Genomic DNA, 26,766 nt, shown 5'->3' on the forward strand with positions numbered 1-26,766 from the left:
GCGCGGCACGCTTATTGCTGAACACGGTGGCGACCCACCGGCCTCTGCGGCGGGTTCGCAATGCCTCCGCTAACGACGGCGGGGTTCAAGCGCACCGATGGCCGCCCGCCGCCGGTTCGTCTGCTCCAACCCATTTCGCATCCGTTCCGTCGCGGGGGCCCCAACGACGCTGTCTGTTCGACAGCGGCTGCGGGGGCGCCTTCCAGGGCCGGTTGCGTGCAGGACCCCCAATGAAGATCGCAGTCATCGGCCACGGCATGGTCGGCCACAAGTTCCTCGAGCAACTCCACACGCTCGGCATTCCCGACGCACAGGTCACCGTGCTGTGCGAAGAGCCGCGCCCGGCCTACGACCGGGTGCACCTGTCCGAATATTTCTCTGGCAAGACGGCCGACGACCTGTCGCTGGTCGAGCCCGGCTTCTTCGAGCGCAGCGGCTTCACGCTGCGTCTGGCCGCGCGGGCCGTGGCCGTCGAGCGGCGCAACAACACCGTCACCACCGCCGACGGCGAGGTAATCGCCTACGACAAGCTGGTGCTGGCCACCGGCTCCAACCCTTTCGTGCCGGCCGTGCCGGGTCGCGACCGGCCGAACTGCTTCGTCTACCGCACCATCGAGGACCTCGACGCCATGAAGGCCTGCGGCGCCAGATCGCGCAGCGGCGTGGTGGTGGGCGGCGGCCTGCTGGGGCTGGAATGCGCCAAGGCGCTGCGCGACATGGGCCTGGAAACGCACGTGGTCGAGTTCGCGCCGCGCCTCATGGCCGTGCAGGTCGACGAAGGCGGCGGCCGTGCATTGCGCGGCAGCATCGAGGCGCTGGGCCTGCACGTGCACACCGGCCGCAACACGGTGGAGATCGTCGACGGCGCGAGCGCGCGGCACCGCATGGTGTTCGCCGACGGCACGCACCTGGAGACCGACATGATCGTGTTCTCCGCCGGCATCCGCCCGCGCGACGAACTGGCGCGCCAGAGCCTGCTGGCCGTGGGACCGCGCGGCGGCGTGGCGATCGACAGCCACTGCCGCACCAGCGACCGCAACGTCTACGCCATCGGCGAATGCGCGTCGTGGAACGAACAGACCTTCGGCCTCGTCGCGCCGGGCTACGACATGGCCCGCGTGGCCGCCCGCCACATCGCCGGCCAGGACGACGCCGCCTTCACCGGCGCCGACCTGAGCACCAAGCTCAAGCTGATGGGCGTCGACGTCGCCAGCATCGGCGACGCGCACGGCAAGACGCCGAAGTCGCGCGCCTACCAGTACATCGACGAGCGCAAGCAGGTCTACAAGAAGATCGTCGTCAGCGAAGACGGCAAGCAGCTCTTGGGCGCGGTGCTGGTCGGCGACGCCAGCGAGTACGGCACGCTGCTGCAGCTGGCGCTCAACGGCATCGCGCTGCCCGACGAGCCCGAGTTCCTGATCCTGCCGTCGAGCGACGGCAAGGCCAAGCCGGGCCTGGGCGTCGATGCGCTGCCCGACAGCGCGCAGATCTGCTCGTGCAACAGCGTCACCAAGGGCCGGATCTGCGAGGCCGTGGGCCAGGGCGTGTGCACGCCCGCCGAGATGAAGGCCTGCACCCAGGCCGGCGCCACCTGCGGCGGCTGCGTGCCGCTGGTCACGCAGGTCATGAAGATGGAAATGGCCAAGCGCGGCATGGCCGTGAACAACCACCTGTGCGAGCACTTCCCCTACTCGCGCCAGGAGCTGTACCACCTCATCCGCGTGGGCGAGATCCGCAGCTTCGCCGACCTGCTCACGAAGCACGGCAAGGGCCTGGGCTGCGACATCTGCAAGCCGACCGCCGCGAGCATCTTCGCCTCGTGCTGGAACGAGTTCGTGCTCAAGAAAGACCTGGCCGGCCTGCAGGACAGCAACGACTACTTCCTGGGCAACATCCAGAAGGACGGCACCTACTCCGTGGTGCCGCGCATGCCCGGTGGCGAGGTCACGCCCGAGGGGCTGATCGCCGTGGGCCAGGTCGCCAAGAAGTACGGCCTGTACACCAAGATCACCGGCGGTGCGCGCGTGGACATGTTCGGTGCGCGCGTCGAGCAGCTGCCGGCCATCTGGGAAGAGCTCATCGCGGCCGGCTTCGAGTCGGGCCATGCCTACGGCAAGTCGCTGCGCACGGTGAAGAGCTGCGTGGGCTCCACCTGGTGCCGCTACGGCGTGGACGACAGCGTGGGCCTGGCCGTGGAACTGGAGAACCGCTACAAGGGCCTGCGCGCGCCGCACAAGATCAAGTTCGGCGTGTCGGGCTGCACCCGCGAATGCGCCGAGGCCCAGGGCAAGGACGTCGGCATCATCGCCACCGACAAGGGTTGGAACCTCTATGTGTGCGGCAACGGCGGCATGAAGCCGCGCCACGCCGAGCTGCTGGCGAGCGACCTGAGCAAGGCCGACCTCATCCGCATGATCGACCGCTTCCTGATGTTCTACGTGCGCACGGCCGACCGCCTGCAGCGCACCAGCACCTGGCGCGAGAACCTCGAGGGCGGCCTCGACTACCTCAAGGGCGTGCTGCTGCAGGACACGCTGGGCCTGGGCGCCGAGCTCGAGGCGCAGATGCAGCACGTGGTCGACACCTACCAGTGCGAATGGAAGACCGCGGTGAACGACCCCGCCACGCGCCAGCGCTTCCGCTCCTTCGTGAACAGCGAGAAGCCCGACGAGCACATCGTCTTCGTGCAGGAGCGCGGCCAGAACCGCCCCGCGCGCCCCGAAGAGCGCCGCGAGACCAGCGCCGCCTGAGCCAACGACAAGGAAGAAAGCCCACCATGACCACAGACACCCAGACCTGGACCGCCGTGTGCGCCGCCGGCGACATCCTCCCCGACACCGGCGTGTGCGCGCTGGTCGACGGCGTGCATGTCGCGATCTTCCGCGTCGGCCAGGAGCCCTCGCTCTTCGCCATCGACAACGTCGACCCGAAGGCCGGCGCCAGCGTGCTCTCGCGCGGGCTGGTCGGCAGCCTGGGCGAGCGCATCGTCGTGGCCTCGCCGCTCTACAAGAACCACTTCGACCTGCGCAGCGGCGAATGCCTGGAGGCGCCCGAGCACTCGGTGCGCGCGCATGCGGTGCGCGTCGAGGACGGCCGCGTGCTCGTCGCGCTGGCCTGACGCCGCTTCGCCCTCTTCCGATTTTTTCAGCCTCTCTCCAAGGACCCCGAATGGCCTACCTCGCCCCTGCCGAATTCGTGACCAAGATGGTCGATGCCGGTGAATCCAAGCTGCTGATGTCCACGCGCGACACGCTGATCCGCTCGTACATGGCCGGCGCCATCCTCGCGCTGGCCGCGGCCTTCGCCGTGAGCATCACCGTGAACACCGGCAATGCGCTGGTCGGCGCCATGCTGTTCCCGGTCGGCTTCATCATGCTGTACCTGCTGGGCTTCGACCTGCTCACGGGCGTGTTCACGCTGGCGCCGCTGGCCGTGCTCGACAAGCGCCCCGGCGCCACCTGGGCCGGCGTGATGCGCAACTGGAGCCTGGTGTTCGTCGGCAACTTCGCGGGCGCGCTGACGGTGGCGGTGTTCATGGCGATCATCTTCACCTTCGGCTTCAGCGAGGCGCCCAACGCCATCGGCGAGAAGCTCGGCCACATCGGCGAAGGCCGCACCGTCGGCTATGCGGCGCACGGCGCGGCCGGCATGCTCACGCTGTTCATTCGCGGCGTGATGTGCAACTGGATGGTCTCGACCGGCGTGGTCGCGGCCATGATGTCGACCACCGTGTCGGGCAAGGCCATCGGCATGTGGATGCCCGTGATGGTCTTCTTCTACATGGGCTTCGAGCACTCCATCGTCAACATGTTCCTGTTCCCCGCCGGCCTGATGCTGGGCGGCAAGTTCACCTTCATGGACTACCTGATCTGGAACGAACTGCCCACGGTGATCGGCAACCTCGTCGGCGGCCTGACCTTCGTGGGCCTCACGCTGTACGCCACGCACTACAAGACGGCGGCCAAGCGCGTCGCCGGCTGAGCCACCGCATCGTTCGCATGCCCGCGCCGCCGCGCAAGCAGCTGCGCGTGACGCTCGGCCAGCATTCGCTGGCGGGGCTTTACGCGCCGGTCAACCAGGACTTCCACGGCGCCATGCTGCCCGAGGGCGCGCTGCTTCTTTCCAAGGGCATCGCCGTGGCGCTGGCCGACGGCATCGGCTCCAGCCGCGTGAGCCAGGTGGCGAGCGCGGCCGCCGTGCGCGGCTTTCTCGACGACTACTACGCCACCTCCGACACCTGGTCGGTGCAGCGCGCGGCGCAGCGCGTGCTGGGCGCCACCAACGCCTGGCTGCATGCGCAGACGATGCGCAGCGACGCGCGCTTCGACAAGGACAGCGGCTACGTCTGCACCTTCAGCGCGCTGATCCTCAAGGGCCGCGACGCGCACCTGCTGCACGTGGGCGACGCACGCATCCACCGGCTGCATGCCGGCGCGCTCGAACAGCTCACCGAGGACCACCGCGTGCGCGTGTCGTCGGTGGAGTCGTACCTCGGGCGCGCGCTGGGCGCGGGCGCCCATGTCGAAATCGACCACCGCTGCTGGGAGGCCGAGGTGGGCGAGGTCTACCTGCTGGCCACCGACGGCGCCTACACGCACCTGGACGCCGCCGCCGTGCACGAGGCGCTGGCGCTGCACGCCGACGACTTCGACGAAGCAGCGCGCTGGCTCGCGGAAACCGCGCGCACCCGGGGCAGCACCGACGACATCACCGTGCAGCTGCTGCGCATCGACGAACTGCCCGACGCCGCCGCGCCGCCCGCGCAGCTGCAGCGCGAAGGCCTGGCGATGCCGCCGGCGCTCGCGCCGCGGGCGCGCTTCGAGGGCTTCAGCCTCGTGCGCGAGCTGCACATGAGCGCGCGCAGCCACGTCTACCTGGCCACCGACGACGCCACCGGCCAGCCCGCCGTGCTGAAGCTGCCGTCGGTCGACCTGCGCGACGACCCCGGCTACCTCGACCGCTTCGTGCTCGAGGAATGGGTGGCGCGGCGCATCGACAGCCCGCACGTGCTCAAGGCCAGCGCCGTCGAGCGCCCGCGCGCGCACCTGTACGTGGCCATGGAATACGTCGACGGCCACACGCTCGCGCAGTGGATGGTCGACCACCCCCGGCCCGACCTGGACAGCGTGCGCGGCATCGTCGCGCAGCTGGCGCGCGGGCTGCAGGCGCTGCACGGCAAGGAGATGCTGCACCAGGACCTGCGGCCCGAGAACGTGATGATCGACCGCGCCGGCACCGTGAAGATCATCGACCTGGCCGCGACCCACGTGGCCGGCCTGGCCGACGGCAGCGGCGAAACCCGCGCGCTCGCCATCGAAGGCACGCTGCAGTACACCGCGCCCGAATACTTCACCGGCCACGGCGGCAGCGCGCGCTCCGACCTGTTCTCGCTGGCCGCGATCGTCTACCAGATGCTGTGCGGCCAGCTGCCCTACGGCCTGCAGGTGTCGCGCATCCGCACGCAAGCCGACGTGGGGCGGCTGCGCTATGTGCCCGTGCGCCACCTGCGGCCCGAGCTGCCCGCCTGGGTCGATGCCGTGCTGCAGAAGGCGCTGCACCCGCAGGCCGCGAAGCGGCAGCAGGCGGTGTCGGAGTTCGCGCACGACCTGCGCGCGCCGGGCCCGGAGTTCTTGAGTGCGCGGATGCCGCCGCTGATCGAGCGCCGCCCGGTGCTCTTCTGGCAGTGCACCACCGTGCTGCTGGCCGCGGCGGTGGTGCTGCTGCTGGGGCTGCGCGCCTTCGGGCGCTGAGAAGAAAGAAGGCTCAGCCGGCCCGCTTGGTGCGGATCGCCTTCGAGGCGCGCGAGTTCGGCTCGCGCCCCAGCGCTTCGCTGATGTACACGCCCGCGTCGATGAGCTTGTCCAGGTCGATGCCGGTGGCGATGCCCATGCCGTGCAGCATGTAGACCACGTCTTCGGTCGCGACGTTGCCCGTCGCGCCCTTGGCGTAGGGGCAGCCACCCAGGCCGGCCGAGGACGACTGGAAGTTCCACACGCCCAGCTCGAGCGCCGCCAGCGTGTTGACCAGCGCCTGCCCGTAGGTGTCGTGGAAGTGGCCGGAGATGGCGTCGACATCGAAGTGCGCCAGCGTGGCCTCCATGGCCGCCTGCACCTTGCGCGGCGTGCCCACGCCGATGGTGTCGGCCACGTCCACGCGCTGCACGCCGATGCCCTTCATCAGTTGCGCGAGGTAGCCGACCTTGGCCGGTGCGATCTCGCCTTCGTAGGGGCAGCCCACCGTGCACGACATGGCGCCGCGCACGGCGATGCCCTTGGCGCGCGCGGCCTCGACCACGGGCGCGAAGCGCTCGATGCTCTCGGCGATCGAGCAGTTGATGTTCTTCTGGCTGAAGGCCTCGCTCGCGGCGCCGAACACCACGATCTCGTCGGGCCACTCTTCGCGCGGCGCGGCAATGGCGGCCTCGAAGCCCTTCATGTTGGGCGTGAGCACCGAGTAGAGGACGCCCGGCTTGCGCGTGATGCCATGCATCACTTCGGCGTTGTCGGCCATCTGCGGCACCCACTTGGGCGAAACGAAGCTGGTGACCTCGATCTCTTTCAGGCCGGCGTCCTGCAGGCGGTGCACGAGGCCGATCTTGACCTCGGCGGAGACGGGTTGCTTTTCGTTCTGGAGGCCGTCGCGCGGACCGACGTCGACGAGCTTGACCTGGGCGGGGAGTTTCATGGGATGTCTCTGGTGTCGCTGTCGCGGGAGGATGATGAAAAACCGGCTTCGATTGTCCGACACATGGCCGCGCGCTGCTTGGTACACAAGTCGCGGAAGGTAGCAATGCGCGCCTGTGGGGTTGCAAATGGTGCCAACCGGTCGGCCCCGCAGGAAAGCAGCCGCTAGACGGTCTCGCGCTGCACGAAGCCGTCGGGCAGATCGCTCGCGGCTTCGGCCTCGCTCACATCGACCGCCTCCACGCGTGCACCGGCCGGCCCCTGGCGCGTCCAGTGCACCAGCGCCTCGACCGCATCGGCCTCGCCGGCCACGAGCGCTTCGACCTTGCCGTCGCGCCGGTTGCGCACCCAGCCGCGCACGCCGAGCCTCTGCGCGGCCTGCACCATCGACCAGCGGTAGCCCACGCCCTGCACGAGGCCGTGGACGACGAGATGGCGGGTGATGGTGGCGTGGGCGTTCATGGAAAGTGGGTCAGTACGACTTCGGCAGCCCCAGTGCTTTTTCGGCGATGAAGTTCAGGATCATCTGCGGGCTGACCGGCGCGATGCGCGGGATGTAGCTCTCGCGCAGCAGGCGCTCGACATGGTATTCCTTCGCGTAACCCATGCCGCCCAGTGTGAGCACGGCGTTCTGGCAGGCGTCGTGCGCCGCCTCGGCCGCGAGGTACTTGGCGGCATTGGCCTCGATACCGCAGGGCTCGCCCGCGTCGTACAGCGTGGCGGCCTTGAGCATCATCAGGTCGGCCGCCTCCAGGTTGGCCCAGGCGCGCGCGAGCGGATGCGCCACGCCCTGGTTCTGGCCGATAGGCCGGCCGAAGACGACGCGCTCCTGCGCGTACTGCGAAGCGATGCGCAGCGCGGCGCGGCCGATGCCGATGGCTTCGGCGGCGATCAATATGCGCTCGGGGTTCAGGCCGTGCAGGATGTATTCGAAGCCGCGCCCTTCCTCGCCGATGCGGTCTTCCTCGGGCACCTCGAGGCCGTCGATGAAGAGCATGTTGGAGTCGACCGCCGCGCGGCCCAGCTTGTGGATCTCGCGCACCTCGACCTTGCTGCGGTCCAGCGCCGTGTAGAACAGCGTGAGGCCTTGCGTGGGCTTCTTCACCTGGTCCAGCGGCGTGGTGCGCGTGAGGATCAGCATGCGGTCGGCCACCTGCGCGGTCGAGATCCAGATCTTGCGGCCGTGCAGCAGGTAGCTGCCGTTCGGCTGGCGCACCGCCTGCGTCTTGAGGCTCGTGGTGTCGAGCCCCGCGTCGGGCTCGGTCACGGCGAAGCAGGCTTTCTCGGTGCCCGCGATCAGCGGCGGCAAAAAACGCTGGCGCTGCGCCTCGGTGCCGAACACCACCACCGGGTTGAGGCCGAAGATGTTCATGTGCACCGACGACGCGCCCGACATGCCCGCGCCCGACGCGCTGATGGCGCGCATCATCAGCGCCGCCTCGGTGATGCCCAGCCCCGCGCCGCCCTGCGCTTCGGGCATGGCGATGCCGAGCCAGCCGCTCTCGGCGACGGCGCGGTGGAATTCGTGCGGGAACATGGCGCGGTCGTCGTGGTCGCGCCAGTAGTCGATGGGGAAGTCTTCGCACAGGCGCTCGATGGCCGCGACGAGCGAGCGCTGGTCTTCGTTCAGGGAGAAATTCATTCGCTGTCTTTCATGGGGTCCGGCTGCAGCGTCACGCCGCGCGCGAGCATGTCGGCTATGGCTTCTTCCGCGTAGCCCGCTTCGCGCAGCAGCTCGACGCTCTGCTCGCCGATGCGCGGCGCGGGCCGGCGGATCGCTGCGGGCGTGGCGCTGTAGCGGCCGACGGGCGCGAGCGTGCGGATGCGGCCTTCGCTCGGGTGGTCGAACTCGGGGAAGAAATCGACGGCGCGCAGGTGCGGGTCGTCGAGCAGGCTCTCGGTGGTGTGCAGGCGCGCTACGGGAATGTCGGCGGCTTCCAGCAGCGCCATCCATTCGTCGCTGCCGCGCGTGGCCATCACCTCAGCGACGAATGCGTAGACCGCGCCGATGTTGGCGGCGCGCGCCGTGTGCGTGCCGAACATCGGCGAGCTGCGCAGCTCGGGCCGGCCGATCACGTCGAAGAAGGCCTGCCAGTGCTTGTCGTTGTAGATGAGCACGCCGAGGTAACCGTCGGCCGTGGCGTAGGGCTTGCGGTGCTCCGCGAGCAGGCGCGCGTAGCCGGTGGGACCGAGCGGCGGCTCGAAGCTGTGGCCGCCGAGGTGGTCGCCCATGACGAACTGCGAGAGCGCCTCGAACATCGGCACTTCCACGGCCTGGCCTTTGCCGGTGCGCTGCGCGCTGAGCACGGCGGCGAGCAGCGCGATGGCGGCCTGCAGGCCCACGGCGCGGTCGGCCAGCGTGACGGGCGCGTAGCGCGGCGCGCCGCCGCTTTGCTGCGCGAAGAGCGAGGCGACGCCGGCCGCGCCCTGGATCAGGTCGTCGTAGGCGGGCTTGCCGGCGTAAGGGCCTTCTTCGCCGTAGCCGAAGGCGCCGAGGTAGACGATCTTCGGATTGACCGCGGCCACGGCCTCGTAGCCGAGCCCCAGCCGTGCCATCGCCTGCGGGCGCGTGTTGTAGATGAGCGCATCGCAGCCCGCCGCAAGCCGCAGGCAGGCCTCGCGGCCTTCCGGCTGCTTGAGGTCGAGCACGATGGAGCGCTTGTTGCGGTTCAGGTGCATCGCCATCGCGCCCATGCCGGCATGGCGCATCGGGCCGACGGCGCGCAGGTTGTCGCCCGACGGCGGCTCGACCTTGATGACGTCGGCGCCGAGGTCGCCGAGCGTCTGCGTGGCGTACGGGCCCATCACCACGGCCGTGAGGTCGAGGATGCGGATGCCTTCGAGGGGGCCGAGAGGTCCGGTCGCGCTCATTCGGGTTGGATGCCCGCGGCCTGGATCAGCTTCTTCCACTTCGCCAGCTCGGACACGGTGAAGGCCCCGAGTTCTTCCGGCGTACTGCCGAACGCATCGAAACCCAACCGGCTCACGCGCTCGCGAAACACCGTGCCGTTCGCCATCTCCGCGAGCGCCTTGTTGAGCTTGAGCACAACATCGCGCGGCGTGCCGGCCGGCGCGAACACGCCGTTCCAGGAGGTGATGTCGAAGCCCTTGAGCTCGGGCGTGTCGGCCAGTGGCGGCAGTTCGGGAAAGAGCTTGGTGCGCTCCTGCGTGGTGACCGCAATGGCGCGCATCTTGCCGGCCTTGACCGTGGCGAGCCCCGCGGCGAGATCGACCACCATCATCGACACCTGCCCGCCGATGAGGTCGGCAATGGCCGGCGGCGTGCTCTTGTAGGGCACGTGCAGCATCGGGATGCCGCTCATGCGCGACAGCGTGGCGCCGCTCACGATGCCGGTGCTGTTGCCGCTGGCGTAGGTCAGCTTGCCCGGATGCGCGCGGCCCCAGGCCAGCAGCTCGGCCACGCTCTTCACGGGCAGGTCGTTGTTCACCACCAGCATGAACGGCAGGTTGCCCATGCGGCTGACGGGCGCGAAGTCTTTCACCGGGTCGTAGGGCAGCGACTTCATCAGGCTCGGGTTGGCCGAGTGCGTGGTGTTGGTCGTCATGAAGAGCGTGTAGCCGTCGGGCGGCGCCTTGGCCACCAGCTCGGCCGCGATCACGCCGCTGGCGCCGGCCCGGTTGTCGACGATCACCGAGGCCTTGAGCGCCTCGCCCAGCATCTGCGCGGTGATGCGCGCCACCGCGTCGGTGCCGCTGCCGGCCGCGAAGGGCACGACGAGCTTGATCGGTTGCTTCGGATAGCCGCCGTCCTGCGCGAAGGCCCAGGGCGCGGCGCCCACGAGGCCCGCCGCAGCGCCGATGGAAATGAAACGGCGGCGGCTTTCCACCGCGACTGTTTCTGTCGCGTTCTTCGTCTGCATGGTTGTGTCTCCGGGGTTGTCGTTCAGGGCCGGATCACGCGCTCCGGCGATTCCTCGTACGGCGGGCTGTAGATCACCAGCACGCGCACCGGTTCGTCGCTCACCACCGTGAAGGTGTGCATCGCGTCGGCCGGAAAAAAGCAGCTGTCGCCAGGATGCAGCTCCTGCCGCTGGCCGCCCACCTCGGCGACCGCGCGGCCTTCGAGCATGTAGCAGACCTGTTCGATGCCCGGGTGCGCATGCGGCAGCGCGCCCTTGCCCTTCTGGATGTGGCCCACCAGCACCTCGAGCTGCTTGGCACCCACCGTCTCGGGACCGATCAGGCGCTTGTTCAGCGTGCCGGTGTGGTTGGCGGGGTGGTAGCCGGTGATCTCGTCCTCGCGGACGAAGTAGCGCGCAGCGGTTTCAGTCATCGGGGGTTCTCTGTCTTGGGTTCGATGGCCAAGCAGGCCGAGCGCAGCATCGCAGCGATGTCGTCGATGCGCGCTTCCATGCGGTAGCGCGGGCCGGCCACCGAGATCGCGTAGGCCTCGCCGCCGATGCGCAGCGGCCAGGCCAGGCCGATCAGGTCGGGAATGCTTTCGCCGAGGTTGCCGTACCAGCCGCGCGCGGCGCCGCGCTGCAGCTCGGCCTCGATGGCGTCGGCGGTGGTGAGCGTGGCGTCGGTGAGCGGCGCGAGCGTCATGCCCTCGAGCAGCTTGCGGCGCGCTTCGGGCGCGAGCGTGGACAGCAGCGCGCGGCCCAGCGAGTTGGCGTACGCGGGGCGCGTTTCGCCCGACTCGGCCGTGTAGCGGATGCGCTGCGGCGCGCTCAGCACGTCGAGATAGACGACGTTTTCCGCATCACGAAACTTGCCGAACACCACCGTTTCGCAGGCGGCGTCGCGCAGTTCTTCGAGCGTGGCCTTCACCCGGTCGAGCACCGGGTCGTGCGCGGCAATGACCTGCGCCATGGCGAGCAGCCGGCCCGTCGGGTAGTAGCCCTGGCGGCGGCCGGTCTCGTACATGTAGCCCTGCTCTTCGAGCGTGCGGATCAGGCCCAGGCAGCTGGACACCGGCATGTCGAGCAGCCGCGCCATCTCGGACAGGGCCAGCGGCTGCTTCTCCCGGGCAAAGAGCTCGACGATCTCGATCACGCGGAACGCTGTTTTCACAACCATGAAGAAATTTTCTCGTATGTGAAAAACAAAAGCGTCGGGGTTTTCCCCCGCCGGCCGCATGTCAGCCGGACCGTCGTCGTCGGCGCAGGGCCGTCAGTAGCCGCGGACGGGATCGACGATGCCGGCGATCGGCAGGCCCTGCTCCATCGCGCGGATCTTCCCGGCGATCTGGGCGATGGACTCCTCGCGCAGCGTGCGCGCCGAGCCGTGCGGCGTGACGGTGATCTTCGGGTGGCGCCAGAAGGCGTGGTCGGCCGGCAGCGGCTCGACCTGGAACACGTCGAGCGTGGCGCCCGCGAGCTGGCCGGCGTCGAGCATCGGGATCAGGTCGTCTTCGACCAGGTGGCCGCCGCGCGCGATGCTGATGAGGTAGCCCTCGGGCTTGAGCTTGCCCAGCGTGGTGCGGTTCAGGATGCCGCGCGTGGCCTCGGTCAGCGGCAGCAGGTTGACCAGCACGCGCGTGGAGGCCAGGAACTCGTCGAACTGCGCCTCGCCGCTGAACACCTGCACGCCGTCAATGGCCTTGGCAGAGCGGCTCCAGCCGAGCACCGGAAATTCGAACTGCGCCACCGCCTTGGCCACGCGCTCGCCGAGCACGCCCAGGCCCATGATGCCGACCGGAAAATCGCGCCGCAGCTTCGGCTTGCGGTAGCTCCACTTGCCCTCGCGCGCATCGGCCTCGTACACGTCGAACTCGCGGAAGTGGCGGATGAGCGTGTGGCACACGTACTCGGCCATCTGCACCGACATGCCCGCGTCGTCCAGGCGCACGATGCGCGTGTGCGCCGGCACCTTGAGCTTGAGCAGCGCATCGACGCCCGCGCCGATGTTGAACAGGCCGCGCAGGTCGGGCTGCTCGTCGAGGAACTGCTGAGGCGGCGCCCACACCACGCCGTGGTCGGCCTGCGGCGCGCCGGGCGTCCAGGCTTCGATGGTGGCTTCGGGGAGTTCGGCCTTCAGGCCATCGATCCAGGGATCGGGACGGTTGTCGGTGAGGTAGACGGAGATTCGCATGGGCGCCATCTTAGAAGGCACCGGCTTGTTGCGCCGCGCGCCATCTCCTATGCTCGACCGCATTCAGCCACAAAGGAGACCCCTCGAATGATCAAAGTCAGCGTGATGTACCCCCACACCCCCGGCGCGCGGTTCGACCACGACTACTACCGCGACCAGCACATGCCGATGCTCAAGGCCCGCATGGGCGACGCCTGCCTCTCGTACACCATCGACAAAGGCCTGGGCGGCGGCGCACCGGGCTCGCCGCCCACGTATGTCGGCATGTGCCACGTGTTCGCCGAATCGGTCGAGTCCTTCCAGAAGGCCTTCGGCCCGCACGTGAAGGAGATCATGGGCGACGTGAAGAACTACACCGACATCGCGCCGGTGATGCAGATCAGTGAAGTGGTGGTGGGCTGACGCACCACTTCGCTTCTGACCGGACTCAGGCCTTGCCGGTCCGGCGACGACGCCACAGCACCCGCACCAGCCACCCCACGGGCAGCACCACCAGCAGCAGCCACGGCAGCGCCGCGGCCACGAAGGTGATGAGCGCGCCCACGCTTTCGGCCAGCACGTCGCCGGCGTTGCGCAGCGCGTGCGCCATCGGGCTGTAGCCGTCGCTGCCGCTCACCAGCGCGCGCTTGGGCGTGAACTGGATCTGGATGTGCTGCTTGCTGGTCTGCTGCGCCAGCACCTTGCGCTGGGTGGCGATGGCGTCGAGCTCGGCCTGGGTGTCTGACAGCGTGCGCTGGATCGCCAGCAGGTCGGCCATGGTGCGCTTGGTGACGGTGTCGCGCAGCATGACGCGCAGGCTGTCGCGGAACTCGGTGCGGTTCTTGATGCGGGCCTCGACGTCGATCACCTCGGAGGTCTTGTCTTCGCTGGTGGTGGTGTGCGAGACCACGTTCGCCACGCCGGCCAGGCCGCCGAGCAGCTTGTCGACGTCGGCAGGTTCCACGCGCATCTCGAGCAGGGCGTTGCCCGGCTGCTGCGCCGTCTCGCGCAGCAGCGAAGACGACAGCAGCTCGCACTTCAGCGTGCCGCACAGGTCGCGCACCTTGCCCCAGGCGTCGGCCAGCTGTTCGGCCGGCACTTCGACGTTCAGGTCCTGACGCACGGCCAGGAAGCGCTGCAGCGCGGTCTCGCTACTGCCGCCCCGCGCCTCGTCGGACTGCGACGCGGCGATCTCGGCCTGCGGTGCACGCGCCCTCTGTTCCTTCATGGCCATGCCGCCGCCGTAGCCCATCGGCGGCGCCTGCATGGGCGCAGGCGCGGAGGCCGGCGCGGCCGACTCGGCACTGCGCTGGCGGTCGCAGCCGGCCAGCGACAGGGCGGCCGCCAGGGCCAGCAGGACAGCGCCTGCGCGGTGGCGCACGGCGGCGCGAGGTGTCGACAGGGAAAGGGTGCGGCGGCTCATCAGGACTCCTTGAAAAGAATGACTACCACCGCTGATACGGGCGAGCGCCCGGATCGGGGTTAAGCGGCAGCCGCCATTCGCAACAATTCGTCGCCTTCCGCCACCTGCTCGCCCGGCGAGAACATCAGCTCCTCCACCGTGCCGTCGGCCGGCGCGGCGATGGTGTGCTCCATCTTCATGGCTTCCATCACGGCCAGCGGCTGGCCGCGGCTGACCTTGTCGCCGGCCTTGACCGCGAAGGACACGACCTTGCCGGGCATCGGCGCCGTGAGGCGGCCGCCTTCGGCGTGGGTGTCGCCCGCGTGGGCGAGGCGGTCGATGGCGGTGAGGCGCGTGGCGCCCTTCGCCGCGAACACGTGGGCGGTGGCGCCGTCCAGGTGCACGTCGAGGGTCTGGCGCGTGCCGGCGAACTCGAGCTCGAATTCGCCCGTGGGAAAGCGCCCGATGGTGAGCGGGCCTTCGACACCGCCCACTTCGAGGTGCAGGCCGCCGTCGCGGCGGTAGGTCAGCAGCGCACTGTGCTCGGCGCCGCGGAACTCGAAGTCGAAGCGGCGCTTGTACTCGCCGTGTGCGCGCCAGCCGTCGCGGCGTTCGAAGGGGTCGGGCAGCTGCGTCGGCCACTCGGTGACCAGCGTGCGCGTGATGGCGGCGGCCGCGGCCAGCGGCAGGCCCAGCGGCTCGCGGTCGAACAGCACGGCGCGCTCGCGCTCGATGAGCGCGGTGTCGAGGTTGGCCTTCGAGAACGACTCGGTCGCCAGGATGCCGCGCAAGAACTGCACGTTGGTCGACACGCCCACGATCTGCACCTGCGCCAGCGCGGCATCGAGCCGGGCCAGCGCTTCGGCGCGCGTGCTGCCGTGCACGATGAGCTTGGCGATCATCGAGTCGTAGAAGGGCGAGATCTCGCCGCCTTCGCGCACGCCGTCGTCGATGCGCACGCGGCTGCGCTGGAAGGCGGTCGCCTGCGGCTTGCGGTACACGCGCAAGGTGCCGGTGGCGGGCAGGAAGTTGTTGTCGGGGTTCTCGGCGCAGATGCGCGCCTCGATGGCGTGGCCGTGGATCTGCAGTTCCGATTGCTTGGCGGGCAGCGGCTCGCCCGAGGCCACGCGCAATTGCCATTCGACGAGGTCGAGGCCCGTGATGGCTTCCGTGACCGGATGCTCCACCTGCAGGCGCGTGTTCATCTCCATGAAGAAGAAGTTCATCTCGCCGCCTTCGCGCTGCTCGACGATGAACTCGACGGTGCCTGCACCGACGTAGTTCACGGCGCGGGCGGCAGCCACGGCGGCCTCGCCCATCTGCTTGCGCATCGCCTCGGTCATGCCGGGCGCGGGCGCTTCTTCCAGCACCTTCTGGTGGCGGCGCTGCACCGAGCAGTCGCGCTCGAACAGGTAGACGTAGTTGCCTTGCGTGTCGCCGAACACCTGGATCTCGATGTGGCGCGGGCGCTGCACGTACTTCTCGATCAGCACCGCGTCGTCGCCGAAGCTGTTGATGGCTTCGCGCTTGCACGAGGCCAGTGCGGCCTCGAAATCGGCGGCCTTGTCGACCGCGCGCATGCCCTTGCCGCCACCGCCGGCGCTGGCCTTGATGAGCACCGGGTAGCCGATGCGGTCGGCCTCGCGCTGCAGCAGCGCCGGGTCCTGGTCGCTGCCGTGGTAGCCGGGCACGAGCGGCACGCCGGCCTTTTCCATCAGCTGCTTCGACTCGGCCTTCAGGCCCATGGCCTTGATCGCCGAGGGCGGCGGGCCGATGAAGGCCAGCCCGGCGTCGGCGCAGGCCTGCGCGAACTCTTCGTTCTCGCTGAGGAAGCCGTAGCCCGGGTGCACGGCTTCGGCGCCCGTGGCCTTGGCGGCCTCGAGGATCTTTTCCCAGCGCAGGTAGCTGTCCTTCGGGGCGCTGCCGCCGAGGTACACCGACTCGTCGCAGGCGCGCACATGGTTGGCGTGCGCATCGGCATCGGAGTACACCGCCACGGTGCGAACCGCCATGCGACGAGCGGTTGCGGCCACGCGGCAGGCGATCTCGCCACGGTTGGCGATGAGGATCTTCTTAAACATTCGGAGTGTCTCCCGGAGGATTCTTTTTCAGTTGAAAGGCGGACGTGACGCCCGGATCGGGCCGGCCACTGAAGATGCGTGCCACGCGGCCGAACAGCGCGCGCAGAAAACGCCAGCTCTTGCGGATGAGCCACACGCTGAGCACGAACACGAAGACGAACAGCACCAGAAAGACCAGCGGATGCGCCACTGCGAGCCACAGCCCGGCCGGCACCATCGAGTCTTCGACCAGCGACGCACCGACGTTCGAGAACGGCTCGGGCGAGGTGTTGATGGCCGCGCGCGTGGTGGCCTTGGCCGCATGCGCCGTGGCCGCGAAGCCGCCACCCAGCAGCGCCGCGACGACGGCCATGGCGCCGTGGTCGGCACCGAACACGCTGGCCGCGAGCGCCGCGCCGGCGGGGATGCGGATGGCGGTGTGCACCACGTCCCAGAGCGAGTCGAGGCCCGGGATCTTGTCGGCGAAGAACTCGACGAACACCATGAAGCCGCTGACCGCGAGCACGATCGGATGCGCGAGCATCTGCAGCCCCGCGGGCAACGGCACCCAGCCGAAGTAGCCGACCAGGCCGGTCAGCAGCACGACGAGGTACAGGCGCACGCCGCTGGCCCAGCCGATGGCGGCGGCCAGTGCGAGCAGTTGCGGCATGTCGAGTGCGTTCATGGCGGTCCTTGGTGGGCTGTCAGCCGGCGAGCCAGGACGGCTTGCGCTTCTGCAGGAAAGCCTGCACGCCCTCGCGGCCTTCGTCGCTGGCGCGGATGTCGGCGATGCCTTCGACCGTCTTCGCGATGAGCGCGCTGTCGATGTCGCGGCCGGCCACGTCGGCGATCAGCTGCTTGCAGGCGCGCACGGCGGCGGGGCTGGCGCCGGTGAGGGCCTTCAGCAGCTCGTCGACCTTGGCGTCGAGCGCGTCGGCAGCCACCACTTCGTGCACGAAGCCGATGCGGTGCGCCTCGGCGGCGGTGAAGCGCTCGGCCGTGAGGAAGTAACGCTGCGACGCGCGCGGGCCCATCGCACGCAGCACGTACGGGCTGATGGTCGCGGGCACGAGGCCGATCTTCACTTCGCTCAGGCAGTACCACGCGGTGTCGACGCTCACGGCCATGTCGCAGGCCGCGACCAACCCCATGCCGCCCGCGTACACGTCGCCCTGCACGCGCGCGATGGTGGGCTTGGGGCATTCGGCGATGGTGCGCAGCATGTCGGCCAGCTTGCCCGCGTCGGCGAGGTTTTCGCCCCGCGTGTAGTCGGCCATGCGGCGCATCCAGTTGAGGTTGGCGCCCGCGCAGAAGGCCGGGCCGTTCGCGCCGAGCACGACAGCCTTGACCTGCGGCGCGGCGCCGGCTTCGAGGAAAGCCTGCGTCAGCTCGGCGATCACGACGTCGTCGAAGGCGTTGCGCGCGTCGGGCTGGTCGAGCCAGATGCGTGCGACCGCGCCGTCGATGGCGAGGTTCAGCTTGGTGAAGGTGCTGCTCATGCGGTGCCCCTCGTCACATGCGGAAGATGCCGAACTTCGGCTCGGGGATCGGCGCGTTGCGCGATGCGGCCAGGCCCAGTGCGAGCACGCGGCGCGTGTCGGCCGGGTCGATGATGCCGTCGTCCCACAGGCGCGCGGTGGCGTAGTAGGGGTGGCCCTGGTCTTCGTACTGCTGGCGGATCGGCGCCTTGAAGGCCTCTTCCTCGTCGGCGCTCCAGCTGCCGCCCTTCAGTTCGATGCCGTCGCGCTTCACCGTGGCCAGCACGCTCGCAGCCTGCTCGCCACCCATCACGCTGATGCGTGCGTTGGGCCACATCCAGAGGAAGCGCGGGCTGTACGCACGGCCGCACATGCCGTAGTTGCCGGCGCCGAAGCTGCCGCCGATGATGATCGTGAACTTGGGCACGTTGGCGGTTGCCACGGCCGTCACCATCTTGGCGCCGTGGCGCGCGATGCCTTCGTTCTCGTACTTGCGGCCCACCATGAAGCCGGTGATGTTCTGCAGGAACACCAGCGGGATCTTGCGCTGGCAGCACAGCTCGATGAAGTGCGCGCCCTTCTGCGCCGACTCGCTGAACAGGATGCCGTTGTTGGCGATGATGCCCACGGGCATGCCCTCGATCTCGGCAAAGCCGCAGACCAGCGTGGCGCCGAAGCGGGCCTTGAACTCGTGGAACTCGCTGCCGTCGACGATGCGCGCAATGATCTCGCGCACGTCGAAGGGCTTGCGCGTGTCGGTGGGGATCACGCCGTACAGCTCTTCACGCGGAAAGTCGGGCGCGCGCACCGCGGCGCCTTGCGGCGTGTCGGCGGCCTTCGCGTTGAGGTTGGCCACCGCCGAGCGCGCCAGTGCCAGCGCGTGCAGGTCGTTCTGCGCCAGGTGGTCGACCACGCCCGACAGGCGCGTGTGCACGTCGCCGCCGCCCAGGTCTTCGGCCGACACGACCTCGCCGGTGGCCGCCTTCACGAGCGGCGGGCCGCCCAGGAAGATGGTGCCCTGGTTCTTCACGATGATCGATTCGTCGCTCATCGCCGGCACGTACGCGCCGCCGGCCGTGCACGAGCCCATGACCACCGCGATCTGCGGAATGCCCTGGGCGCTCATGTTGGCCTGGTTGTAGAAGATGCGGCCGAAGTGCTCGCGGTCGGGGAACACCTCGTCCTGGTTCGGCAGGTTGGCACCGCCCGAGTCCACGAGGTAGATGCAGGGCAGGCGGTTCTGCTCGGCGATCTCCTGTGCGCGCAGGTGCTTCTTCACCGTCATCGGGTAGTAGGTGCCGCCCTTCACGGTGGCGTCGTTGCACACGATCATGCAGTCCACGCCGTTCACGCGGCCGATGCCCGCGATGATGCCGGCGCCCGGCGCCGACTCGGCCCCCTTGGCATCGAGGTACATCGCATGCGCGGCCAGCGGCGCGATCTCGAGGAAAGGCGTGCCCGGGTCGAGCAGCTCGGCCACGCGGTCGCGCGGCAGCAGCTTGCCGCGCGCCGTGTGCTTGGCGCGCGCGGCCTCGCCGCCGCCCTGCTCCACCTTCGCGAACTGCTGCTGCAGGTCGTCGACCAGCGCGCGCATCGCGGCCGCATTGGCCTGGAAGTCGGCCGACCGTGCGTTGAGTTTGGTTTCGAGTTTGCTCATGCTGTCTTTTCTTGGCTGAGACCGAGCTGCTCGGTCATGGCGTCGCGGATCTTGAATTTCTGGATCTTGCCGGTCACCGTCATCGGGAACTCGGAGACGAACTGGATGTACTTGGGCACCTTGTAGTGCGCGATCTGGCCCTTGCAGAAGTCGCGGATCTCGGCGTCGGTGGCCGTCTGGCCGGGCTTGACGATGATCCAGGCGCACAGCTCTTCGCCGTACTTCTTGTCGGGCAGGCCGACCACCTGCACGTCCTGCACCTTCGGGTGGCGGTACAGGAATTCTTCGATCTCGCGCGGGTAGATGTTCTCGCCGCCGCGGATCACCAGGTCCTTGATGCGCCCGACGATGTTCACGTAGCCCTCGGCGTCCATGGTGGCGAGGTCACCGGTGTGCATCCAGCGCTCGGCGTCGATGGCCTCGCGCGTCTTGGGCTCGTCTTCCCAGTAGCCGTGCATCACCGAGTAGCCGCGCGTGCACAGCTCGCCCGACTGGCCCGGCGGCATGATCGCGCCGGTCTCGGGGTCGATGATCTTCACCTCGAGGTGCGGCTGCACGGTGCCCACGGTCGACACGCGGCGGTCCAGCGGCGTGTCGGTGCTGCTCTGGCAGCTCACGGGGCTGGTCTCGGTCATGCCGTAGGCGATGGTGATCTCGCCCAGGTGCATCTCGTTGACCACGCGCTTCATCACTTCGATCGGGCACGGCGAGCCGGCCATGATGCCGGTGCGCAGGGTCGAGAGGTCGAACTCCTTGAAGCGCGGATGGTCCAGCTCGGCGATGAACATCGTGGGCACGCCGTGCAGGCCCGTGCACTTCTCGGCCTGCACCGTCTCGAGCACGGTGAGCGGGTCGAAACCGTCGTTCGGGTACACGATGGCCGAGCCGTGCGTGAGGCAGGCCAGGTTGCCCAGCACCATGCCGAAGCAGTGGTACAGCGGCACCGGAATGCACAGGCGGTCGGCCGGCGTGAGCTTCATGCACTCGCCGATGAAGAAGCCGTTGTTCAGGATGTTGCGGTGCGTGAGCGTCGCGCCCTTGGGAAAGCCCGTGGTGCCGCTGGTGAACTGGATGTTGATGGGGTCGGTGGCCTTCAGCGTCTTCTGCGTGGCGGCCACGCGCGCGTCGGCCGCATCGCCGCCGGCCAGCAGCTCGCTGAAGCGGCGCATGCCGGGCTGCTCGTCGCCCTGGCCGGGCTTGTCGATCCAGAAGGTGTGCTGCAGCAGCGGCAGCTTGGCCGGGCCCAGCTCGCGCAGCATGCCCAAGTAGTCGCTGGTCTTGAACTGCGCCATCGTCACCAGCGCCTTGCAGCCGACCTTGTTGAGCGCGTACTCGAGCTCCGAGGTGCGGTAGGCGGGGTTGATGTTCACGAGGATCAGGCCGACCTTGGCGGTGGCGATCTGCATCAGCACCCAGGGCACGTTGTTGTGCGACCAGATGCCCACGCGGTCGCCGGGCACGAGCCCCAGGTTCAGCAGCGCGCTGGCCAGCTTGTTCGACGCGGTCTGCAGTTCGCGGTAGGTGAAGCGCTGGCCTTCGTGGCGGCTGACGAGGGCTTCGCGTTCAGGCTGCTTCTCGACCATGTCGTCGAAGAAGTCGCCGATGGCTTGCTCGATGAGGGGGACGTCCGTGGCGCCTTGGGCCAGGCTCTGCGTCAGTGGCATCGTCTTGTCTCCTTGTCTGGCGCCCTCTCCCTGCGGGGAGAGGGTGGGGTGAGGGTGTGCAGCGCGGCTTATGCGGTTTCGCTGAACAGCTCGCGGCCGATCAGCATGCGGCGCACTTCGCTCGTGCCCGCACCGATCTCGTACAGCTTGGCGTCGCGCCACAGCCGCTCGACCGGGAAATCCTTGGTGTAGCCCACGCCGCCCAGCGTCTGGATCGCCTCGCCGGCCATCCAGGTCGCCTTCTCGGCCGAATACAGGATGGCGCCGGCCGCGTCCTTGCGGAAGGTGCGCGCATGGTCGTTGCGGTCGCAGGCCTTGCCCACGGCGTACACATAGGCGCGGGTGGCCTGCCAGGTCGAGTACATGTCGGCGATCTTGCCCTGCATCAGCTGGAACTCGCCGATGCTCTGGCCGAACTGCTGGCGCTCGTGGATGTAGGGGATCACGGCGTCCATGCAGGCGGCCATGATGCCCAGCGGGCCGCCCGAGAGCACGGCGCGCTCGTAGTCCAGGCCGCTCATCAGCACCTTGGCGCCCATGCCTTCGCCGCCGAGCACGTTCTCTTCGGGCACTTCGCAGTTGTCGAAGAACAGCGGGAAGGTGTTGGAGCCGCGCATGCCGAGCTTGTCGAGCTTGGTGCCGGCCGAGAAGCCCTTGAAGTTCTTCTCGACGATGAAGGCGGTCATGCCGCGCGCGCCCATTTCGGGTTCGGTCTTGGCGTAGATGACCAGCGTGTCGCGTCGCCGCCGTTGGTGATCCACATCTTGCCGCCGTTGAGCACGTAGTAGCCGTCCTTCTTGTCGGCCTTGAGCTTCATGCTCACCACGTCGGAGCCGGCGTTGGGCTCGCTCATGGCCAGCGCGCCGACGTGCTCGCCGCTCACCAGCTTGGGCAGGTATTTCTTCTTCTGCGCTTCGCTGCCGTTGCGGTGGATCTGGTTCACGCACAGGTTGGAGTGCGCACCGTACGACAGGCCCACCGAGGCCGAGGCGCGCGAGACTTCTTCCATGGCCACGATGTGGGCCAGGTAGCCCAGCTCGGTGCCGCCGAATTCTTCCTTCACCGTCATGCCGTGCAGGCCCAGCTCGCCGAGCTTTTGCCACAGGTCGTGCGGGAACAGGTTGTCGCGGTCGATCTCGGCGGCGCGGGGCGCGATTTCGTTGGCGGCGAAGTCCTGGATCGCGCTGCGCAGCGCGTCGATGTCGTCGCCCAGGTCGAAGTTGAGGCCGAAATCGTGCATGAGTCTTGTCTCCTCTGAAGGGGTCGGCGCGCAGGCTGCCCGCGCGGATGGCGCTTGAAAAAACGCAGCTTACGCCTCGTGGCGCCGCAATTGGCGCCACAATGGTTGCAAATTGCGCCACGACCGATGCCCTCCACCACGTCGTCCCCCGCCTTCCTGCGACCCGCCCGCGCCGTCACGCCGATGGCCTTCGTGCGAGCCATCGTGCAAGGGTATGCCCGCTACGGCAAGGACCCGGCGCAGGCCCTGCAGGCGGCACAGATCGCGCCGCGCGAACTGGCCCGCCCAGGCGCGCGGGTGACGGCCGCGCAGTTCGAGGCGCTGTCGGGCCACGCGATGCAGGAGCTGGACGACGAGGCGCTGGGCTGGTTCTCGCGCCGCCTGCCCTGGGGCAGCTACGGCATGCTGTGCCGCGCCTCGCTCACCTCGCCCGACCTGGGCGTGGCCATGAAACGCTGGTGCCGCCACCACCGCCTGCTGACCGAGGACATCACGCTGGCGCTGGAGGTGACCGGCGGCGTGGCCACGCTGCGCATCACCGAGAACCGCCCGCTCGACCCCGCGTTCCGCGAGTTCTGCCTGGTGACCAGCCTGCGCTTCATGCACGGGTATGTGTGCTGGGCCATCGACTCGCGCATCTCGCTGCGCCAGGCCACCTTTCCGTTCGCGGCGCCGCCGCACCGCGACGCCTACCCGCTGATGTTCACGCCCGACGTGCACTTCGACGCGCCGCAGGCCAGCATCAGCTTCGACGAGCGCTACCTCGCGCTGCCGCTGCTGCGCGACGAACGCGCGCTGCGCACCATGCTCAAGCGCGCCCTGCCGCTCACGGTGCTGCAGTACCGCCGCGACCGCCTGCTGGGCCAGCGCGTGCGCGAACTGCTGCGCGCGCGCGCCGGCGAGGCGACCACTGCCGAGGCACTGGCGGGGCTGCTGAATGTGTCGGGGCGCACCTTGCATCGGCAGCTGCATGAGGAAGGCACCTCGCTGCAGGTGCTGAAGAACGAGGTGCGGCACGAACTCGCGGTGGAGCAGCTGCGCCGGACCACGCGGCCGATCAAGCAGGTGGCGCTGGCGGTGGGCTTTCGTAACGAAAAGAGCTTTTCGCGTGCGTTCCTGCAGTGGACGGGGCACGCGCCTCGGGATTTTCGGCAGCTGGGGCTGTAGGGTGTTTGTTCAGGGCGCGTGCACAGGCCACCGGGTACTTCCCTCCGCGAATGTCCTCCGGCCTGCGGCCTCCCCCTTGATTTCGCTGCGGGAAGCACCCAGTGTCCTGCGCCCGCTGAGCGCTGTCGTTGTGCCGGTCGATCAACAACCGCACTGCCCCACGCTCACGTCGATGGGGTGCCTTGCGCAGCGAAATCAAGGGGGGAGCCCGAAGGGCGGAGGACATTCGCGGAGCAAGGCTCCCCGTCGGCGGGAGCGTCGCCCTGGACAACGAACGAAACTCAGGCCGGCGAATCGATCAGCGCCAGCGCATCGGCGATCGACTGGCTGTCTTCCGGCCGCACCAGCTTCGCGACCTGTTGCCCGTCGCGCATGAACACCAGCGTGGGCCACAGCCGCACGTTGAACGAGCGGCCCAGCGGGCGGCCGCTGCCGTCTTCCACCTTGATGCGGCGCACGTTCGGGTACTGGGCAAAAGCCTCGGCAATGTTCGGCTGCGCGGCCTTGCAGATGCCGCACCAGTTGGTGCCGAACTCCACCACGGCCGGGCCCTGGAGCGCGTCGATCTCGCTGCGGTCGGGTTGCTCGGTCTGGTACTCGGAGGTCATGGGCAGGGTCCTTGCGAATTCGTGGGAAGGAGCGCGTGAAGGCGACGGGCGCGCCACACGCTGACGGGCGTCATTGCACCAGAAACTCAGGCCGCCTGCAGGCCGTAGCCGGCCAGCAACGCGGGCAGCCCGGTCATGTCGCTGAACACGGCCACGGCGCCCGCGGCGCGCAGCGCGCCCGGGCCGCTGTGGCCCGACTCGCCCGTGCTGTAGCCGAACACCGTGGCGCCCGCGGCCACGCCGGCCATTGCGCCGGTGACCGTGTCTTCGACCACCGCGCAGCGCTTCGGGTCGACACCCAGCGCTTCCGCCGCGGCCAGGTACACGTCGGGATGCGGCTTGGAGCGCGGCATCTCGTGGCCGCTGAAGATACGGCCCTCGAAGCAGTCAAGCAGGCCGACCTTGGCCAGCTGCAGCTCGACCTTGTGGCGGTCGGCGCCCGAGGCACAGGCAATGCGGCCCTTGAGCCGCGCGTGGATCTCGCGGATGGCGGCGGGTGCGTGGGGAATGGCGACGAGGTCGCGGTCCAGCGCCTCGTTGCGGCGGGCGCGGAAACCGCGCAGCCAGTCGTCGGTGATCTTGAAGCCCGTCTTGGCCTCGATGAGCGCCGTCTCGTCCTTCACGGCCTTGCCGGTGAAGATGTTCATCGATTCCTCGGCCGTGAGCTGCCAGCCGAGTTCGCCGAGCATGTCGGCAAGCACGCGGTTGGTGATGGGTTCGGAATCGACGAGCACGCCGTCGCAATCGAAGAGAACGGCGGAAAAGGGGAAAGGGGTCATTGCGAGGCTGGAGTTCAGGGGTCTGGCCCCATGGTAGCAACGCCCCCTTTCCGCACGGGCAGACTCAGGCTATCGGGCCATCTCAGGCCACTGGCCGGATCGGGATGTAGATCTCGCCGCCGCCGGCCATGAATTCTTTCGACTTCTCTTCCATGCCCTCGGCCATGGCAGCCGCCTCGGCCACGCCCTTCTTGGCCGCGTACTCACGCACTTCCTGCGTGATCTTCATCGAGCAGAACTTGGGGCCGCACATCGAACAGAAGTGCGCCACCTTGCTCGAGTCCTTCGGCAGCGTCTCGTCGTGGAATTCGCGCGCCGTGTCGGGGTCCAGGCCCAGGTTGAACTGGTCTTGCCAACGGAACTCGAAGCGTGCCTTGCTCAGCGCGTCGTCGCGCGAGCGCGCTCCCGGGTGACCCTTGGCCACGTCGGCCGCGTGCGCGGCGATCTTGTAGGCAATGATCCCCTGCTTCACGTCGTCGCGGTCGGGCAGGCCCAGGTGCTCCTTGGGCGTTACGTAGCAGAGCATCGCCGTGCCGGCCCAGCCGATCATCGCGGCGCCGATGGCGCTGGAGATGTGGTCGTAGCCCGGTGCGATGTCGATGGTCAGCGGGCCGAGCGTGTAGAACGGCGCCTCGTGGCAGTGCTTGATCTGCTCGTCCATGTTGGCCTGGATCATGTGCATCGGCACGTGGCCCGGGCCTTCGATCATGGTCTGCACGTCGTGCTTCCAGGCGATCTGCGTGAGCTCGCCCAGCGTGCGCAGCTCGGCGAACTGGGCCTCGTCGTTCGCATCGGCACCCGAGCCGGGGCGCAGGCCGTCGCCGAGCGAGAAGCTCACGTCGTAGGCCTTCATGATGTCGCAGATGTCCTCGAAGTGCGTGTAGAGGAAGCTCTCCTTGTGGTGCGCAATGCACCACTTGGCCATGATCGAGCCACCGCGCGACACGATGCCCGTCATGCGGTCGGCCGTGAGGTGAATGAACGGCAGGCGCAGGCCCGCGTGGATGGTGAAGTAGTCGACGCCCTGCTCCGCCTGCTCGATGAGCGTGTCGCGATAGATCTCCCAGGTGAGGTCTTCGGCCACGCCACCCACCTTTTCGAGCGCCTGGTAGATCGGCACCGTGCCGATGGGCACCGGCGAGTTGCGCACGATCCAGTCGCGCGTGGTGTGGATGTTCTTGCCGGTCGACAGGTCCATGACGTTGTCGGCGCCCCAGCGAATGGCCCACACCAGCTTCTCGACCTCTTCCTCGATGCTCGAGGTGACGGCCGAGTTGCCGATGTTCGCGTTGATCTTCACCTTGAAGTTGCGCCCGATGGCCATCGGCTCGACCTCGGGGTGGTTGATGTTCGCGGGAATGATCGCGCGGCCGCGGGCCACCTCGTCACGCACGAACTCGGGCGTGATGATGCGCGGAATGCTCGCGCCCATCGGGTTGCCCGCCACGCGCTTGGCGCGCTCCTCGTTGGCCAGATACTCGGCCATCCATTCGCGCTTGCCGTTCTCGCGCAGGGCCACGTATTCCATCTCGGGCGTGACGATGCCGCGGCGTGCGTAATGCATTTGGGTGACGTTGGCGCCCGACTTCGCGCGGCGCGGCGTGCGCTGCAGCGCCGAGGCACCGGCGCGCAGTTCGGCCAGGCGCTGCGCGTCGCGGTCTTCGTTCTTCGCGCCGTCGTCCAGCGCGTGGTGCGTGCGGCCTTCATAGCTTTCGGTGTCGCCGCGCTCGATGACCCAGGCGCTGCGCACGTCGGGCAGGCCGCGGCGCACGTCGATCTCGACCTTCGGGTCGGTGTAGGGGCCCGAGGTGTCGTACAGGGAGACGGTTTCGCCGTTGGTCAGCGCCACGTCGCGCACGGGCACGAACAGGTCGGGCCGGCTGCCCGGAATGACGCACTTGTGCGAGGCGGGAAAGGGTTCGCGCGTCAGCGACAGCAGCGAGGTGAATTTATCGGGGGCATTCATCGGAGGCACTCCTTGTTGAGGGAAAGGGT

The 26,766-nt window shown here is 68.7% G+C and carries 23 protein-coding genes and 1 pseudogene; 6 read left to right on the plus strand and 18 right to left on the minus strand.

Annotated features, from left to right (window positions below; all coding sequences use genetic code 11):
* Window positions 1-230 precede the first annotated feature (230 nt).
* Genes nirB through ACAM52_RS29270 form a run of 4 tightly spaced genes read left to right on the plus strand, consistent with a single transcriptional unit; the run spans window position 231 to window position 5,750 of the window.
* Window positions 231-2,750, plus strand: coding sequence for a nitrite reductase large subunit NirB (gene nirB, locus ACAM52_RS29255; RefSeq protein ID WP_369645299.1), 2,520 nt, complete (start codon window positions 231-233; stop codon window positions 2,748-2,750).
* A 26-nt stretch (window positions 2,751-2,776) separates the two neighbouring features.
* Complete coding sequence (nirD, locus tag ACAM52_RS29260; protein WP_070062899.1) at window positions 2,777-3,118, plus strand: nitrite reductase small subunit NirD; 342 nt, start codon at window positions 2,777-2,779, stop codon at window positions 3,116-3,118.
* Window positions 3,119-3,168: 50 nt separating this feature from the next.
* Window positions 3,169-3,981: a formate/nitrite transporter family protein gene (locus ACAM52_RS29265; RefSeq protein ID WP_369645300.1), complete on the plus strand. Its 813-nt coding sequence runs from the start codon at window positions 3,169-3,171 to the stop codon at window positions 3,979-3,981.
* A gap of 17 nt (window positions 3,982-3,998) precedes the next feature.
* The gene (locus ACAM52_RS29270; RefSeq protein ID WP_369645301.1) at window positions 3,999-5,750 is read left to right on the plus strand and encodes a protein kinase; all 1,752 of its coding nucleotides are present in this window, start codon (window positions 3,999-4,001) and stop codon (window positions 5,748-5,750) included.
* A 13-nt stretch (window positions 5,751-5,763) separates the two neighbouring features.
* Here the strand turns inward: ACAM52_RS29270 and ACAM52_RS29275 are convergent, their stop codons facing one another.
* From ACAM52_RS29275 to ACAM52_RS29310, 8 genes are all read right to left on the minus strand, one after another.
* On the minus strand, window positions 5,764-6,684 hold the full coding sequence (locus tag ACAM52_RS29275) for a hydroxymethylglutaryl-CoA lyase (protein ID WP_095746912.1): 921 nt from the start codon (window positions 6,682-6,684) through the stop codon (window positions 5,764-5,766).
* A gap of 164 nt (window positions 6,685-6,848) precedes the next feature.
* Window positions 6,849-7,145, minus strand: a complete 297-nt coding sequence (locus tag ACAM52_RS29280) for an acylphosphatase (protein ID WP_369645302.1) — start codon at window positions 7,143-7,145, stop codon at window positions 6,849-6,851.
* A 10-nt stretch (window positions 7,146-7,155) separates the two neighbouring features.
* Window positions 7,156-8,325, minus strand: coding sequence for an acyl-CoA dehydrogenase family protein (locus ACAM52_RS29285; RefSeq protein ID WP_369645303.1), 1,170 nt, complete (start codon window positions 8,323-8,325; stop codon window positions 7,156-7,158).
* Window positions 8,322-9,554, minus strand: coding sequence for a CaiB/BaiF CoA transferase family protein (locus ACAM52_RS29290; protein ID WP_369645304.1), 1,233 nt, complete (start codon window positions 9,552-9,554; stop codon window positions 8,322-8,324). Before ACAM52_RS29290 ends, ACAM52_RS29285 begins: the two co-directional genes overlap by 4 nt.
* Window positions 9,551-10,564 carry a Bug family tripartite tricarboxylate transporter substrate binding protein gene (locus ACAM52_RS29295; RefSeq protein WP_369645305.1) on the minus strand — a complete coding sequence of 338 codons (1,014 nt, stop codon included), beginning with the start codon at window positions 10,562-10,564 and terminating at the stop codon, window positions 9,551-9,553. The genes ACAM52_RS29290 and ACAM52_RS29295 overlap by 4 nt, the downstream gene beginning before the upstream one ends.
* 23 nt (window positions 10,565-10,587) lie before the next feature.
* Window positions 10,588-10,977, minus strand: coding sequence for a cupin domain-containing protein (locus tag ACAM52_RS29300; protein WP_062477320.1), 390 nt, complete (start codon window positions 10,975-10,977; stop codon window positions 10,588-10,590).
* On the minus strand, window positions 10,974-11,723 hold the full coding sequence (locus ACAM52_RS29305; protein ID WP_369645306.1) for an IclR family transcriptional regulator: 750 nt from the start codon (window positions 11,721-11,723) through the stop codon (window positions 10,974-10,976). The genes ACAM52_RS29300 and ACAM52_RS29305 overlap by 4 nt, the downstream gene beginning before the upstream one ends.
* Before the next feature lie 93 nt (window positions 11,724-11,816).
* A complete protein-coding gene (locus ACAM52_RS29310) occupies window positions 11,817-12,737 on the minus strand; it encodes a glyoxylate/hydroxypyruvate reductase A (RefSeq protein ID WP_062477390.1) in 921 nt (306 codons plus the stop codon).
* A gap of 87 nt (window positions 12,738-12,824) precedes the next feature.
* Here ACAM52_RS29310 and ACAM52_RS29315 point away from each other — a divergent pair, with 87 nt between their 5' ends.
* Window positions 12,825-13,139 carry an EthD family reductase gene (locus ACAM52_RS29315; RefSeq protein ID WP_062477314.1) on the plus strand — a complete coding sequence of 105 codons (315 nt, stop codon included), beginning with the start codon at window positions 12,825-12,827 and terminating at the stop codon, window positions 13,137-13,139.
* A 25-nt stretch (window positions 13,140-13,164) separates the two neighbouring features.
* On the opposite strand, the gene ACAM52_RS29320 is transcribed toward ACAM52_RS29315, so the two are convergent.
* The 7 genes and pseudogenes from ACAM52_RS29320 to ACAM52_RS29350 form a co-directional block, all read right to left on the minus strand.
* Entirely contained in the window at window positions 13,165-14,139 is a 975-nt protein-coding gene (locus tag ACAM52_RS29320; protein WP_369645307.1) for a DUF4349 domain-containing protein, read from the minus strand.
* Between the two features lie 59 nt (window positions 14,140-14,198).
* Window positions 14,199-16,199, minus strand: a complete 2,001-nt coding sequence (locus ACAM52_RS29325) for an acetyl-CoA carboxylase biotin carboxylase subunit (protein WP_369645308.1) — start codon at window positions 16,197-16,199, stop codon at window positions 14,199-14,201.
* Window positions 16,192-16,863 carry a DUF4126 domain-containing protein gene (locus ACAM52_RS29330; protein ID WP_369645309.1) on the minus strand — a complete coding sequence of 224 codons (672 nt, stop codon included), beginning with the start codon at window positions 16,861-16,863 and terminating at the stop codon, window positions 16,192-16,194. Before ACAM52_RS29330 ends, ACAM52_RS29325 begins: the two co-directional genes overlap by 8 nt.
* Before the next feature lie 19 nt (window positions 16,864-16,882).
* Complete coding sequence (locus ACAM52_RS29335) at window positions 16,883-17,677, minus strand: enoyl-CoA hydratase/isomerase family protein (protein ID WP_369645310.1); 795 nt, start codon at window positions 17,675-17,677, stop codon at window positions 16,883-16,885.
* A gap of 13 nt (window positions 17,678-17,690) precedes the next feature.
* Window positions 17,691-19,313 carry a carboxyl transferase domain-containing protein gene (locus tag ACAM52_RS29340; protein WP_139701354.1) on the minus strand — a complete coding sequence of 541 codons (1,623 nt, stop codon included), beginning with the start codon at window positions 19,311-19,313 and terminating at the stop codon, window positions 17,691-17,693.
* On the minus strand, window positions 19,310-20,977 hold the full coding sequence (locus tag ACAM52_RS29345; RefSeq protein WP_369645311.1) for an AMP-binding protein: 1,668 nt from the start codon (window positions 20,975-20,977) through the stop codon (window positions 19,310-19,312). The genes ACAM52_RS29340 and ACAM52_RS29345 overlap by 4 nt, the downstream gene beginning before the upstream one ends.
* A 68-nt stretch (window positions 20,978-21,045) precedes the next feature.
* Window positions 21,046-22,217: pseudogene (locus ACAM52_RS29350) on the minus strand (isovaleryl-CoA dehydrogenase).
* A gap of 126 nt (window positions 22,218-22,343) precedes the next feature.
* Between ACAM52_RS29350 and ACAM52_RS29355 the strand changes: the two are divergent.
* Window positions 22,344-23,384: an AraC family transcriptional regulator gene (locus tag ACAM52_RS29355; protein WP_095746925.1), complete on the plus strand. Its 1,041-nt coding sequence runs from the start codon at window positions 22,344-22,346 to the stop codon at window positions 23,382-23,384.
* 281 nt (window positions 23,385-23,665) lie between these two features.
* Here ACAM52_RS29355 and ACAM52_RS29360 read toward each other — a convergent pair whose 3' ends face one another.
* From ACAM52_RS29360 to thiC, 3 genes are all read right to left on the minus strand, one after another.
* On the minus strand, window positions 23,666-23,992 hold the full coding sequence (locus ACAM52_RS29360) for a thioredoxin family protein (RefSeq protein WP_070062914.1): 327 nt from the start codon (window positions 23,990-23,992) through the stop codon (window positions 23,666-23,668).
* 86 nt (window positions 23,993-24,078) lie between these two features.
* Window positions 24,079-24,771 carry an HAD family phosphatase gene (locus ACAM52_RS29365; RefSeq protein ID WP_062478714.1) on the minus strand — a complete coding sequence of 231 codons (693 nt, stop codon included), beginning with the start codon at window positions 24,769-24,771 and terminating at the stop codon, window positions 24,079-24,081.
* Window positions 24,772-24,853: 82 nt separating this feature from the next.
* A complete protein-coding gene (gene thiC / locus ACAM52_RS29370) occupies window positions 24,854-26,737 on the minus strand; it encodes a phosphomethylpyrimidine synthase ThiC (protein WP_062478718.1) in 1,884 nt (627 codons plus the stop codon).
* Between the last annotated feature and the right edge of the window lie 29 nt (window positions 26,738-26,766).

It is taken from the genome of Variovorax sp. V118 (genome assembly GCF_041154445.1).
Taxonomy (GTDB): Bacteria; Pseudomonadota; Gammaproteobacteria; order Burkholderiales; family Burkholderiaceae_C; genus Variovorax; species Variovorax boronicumulans.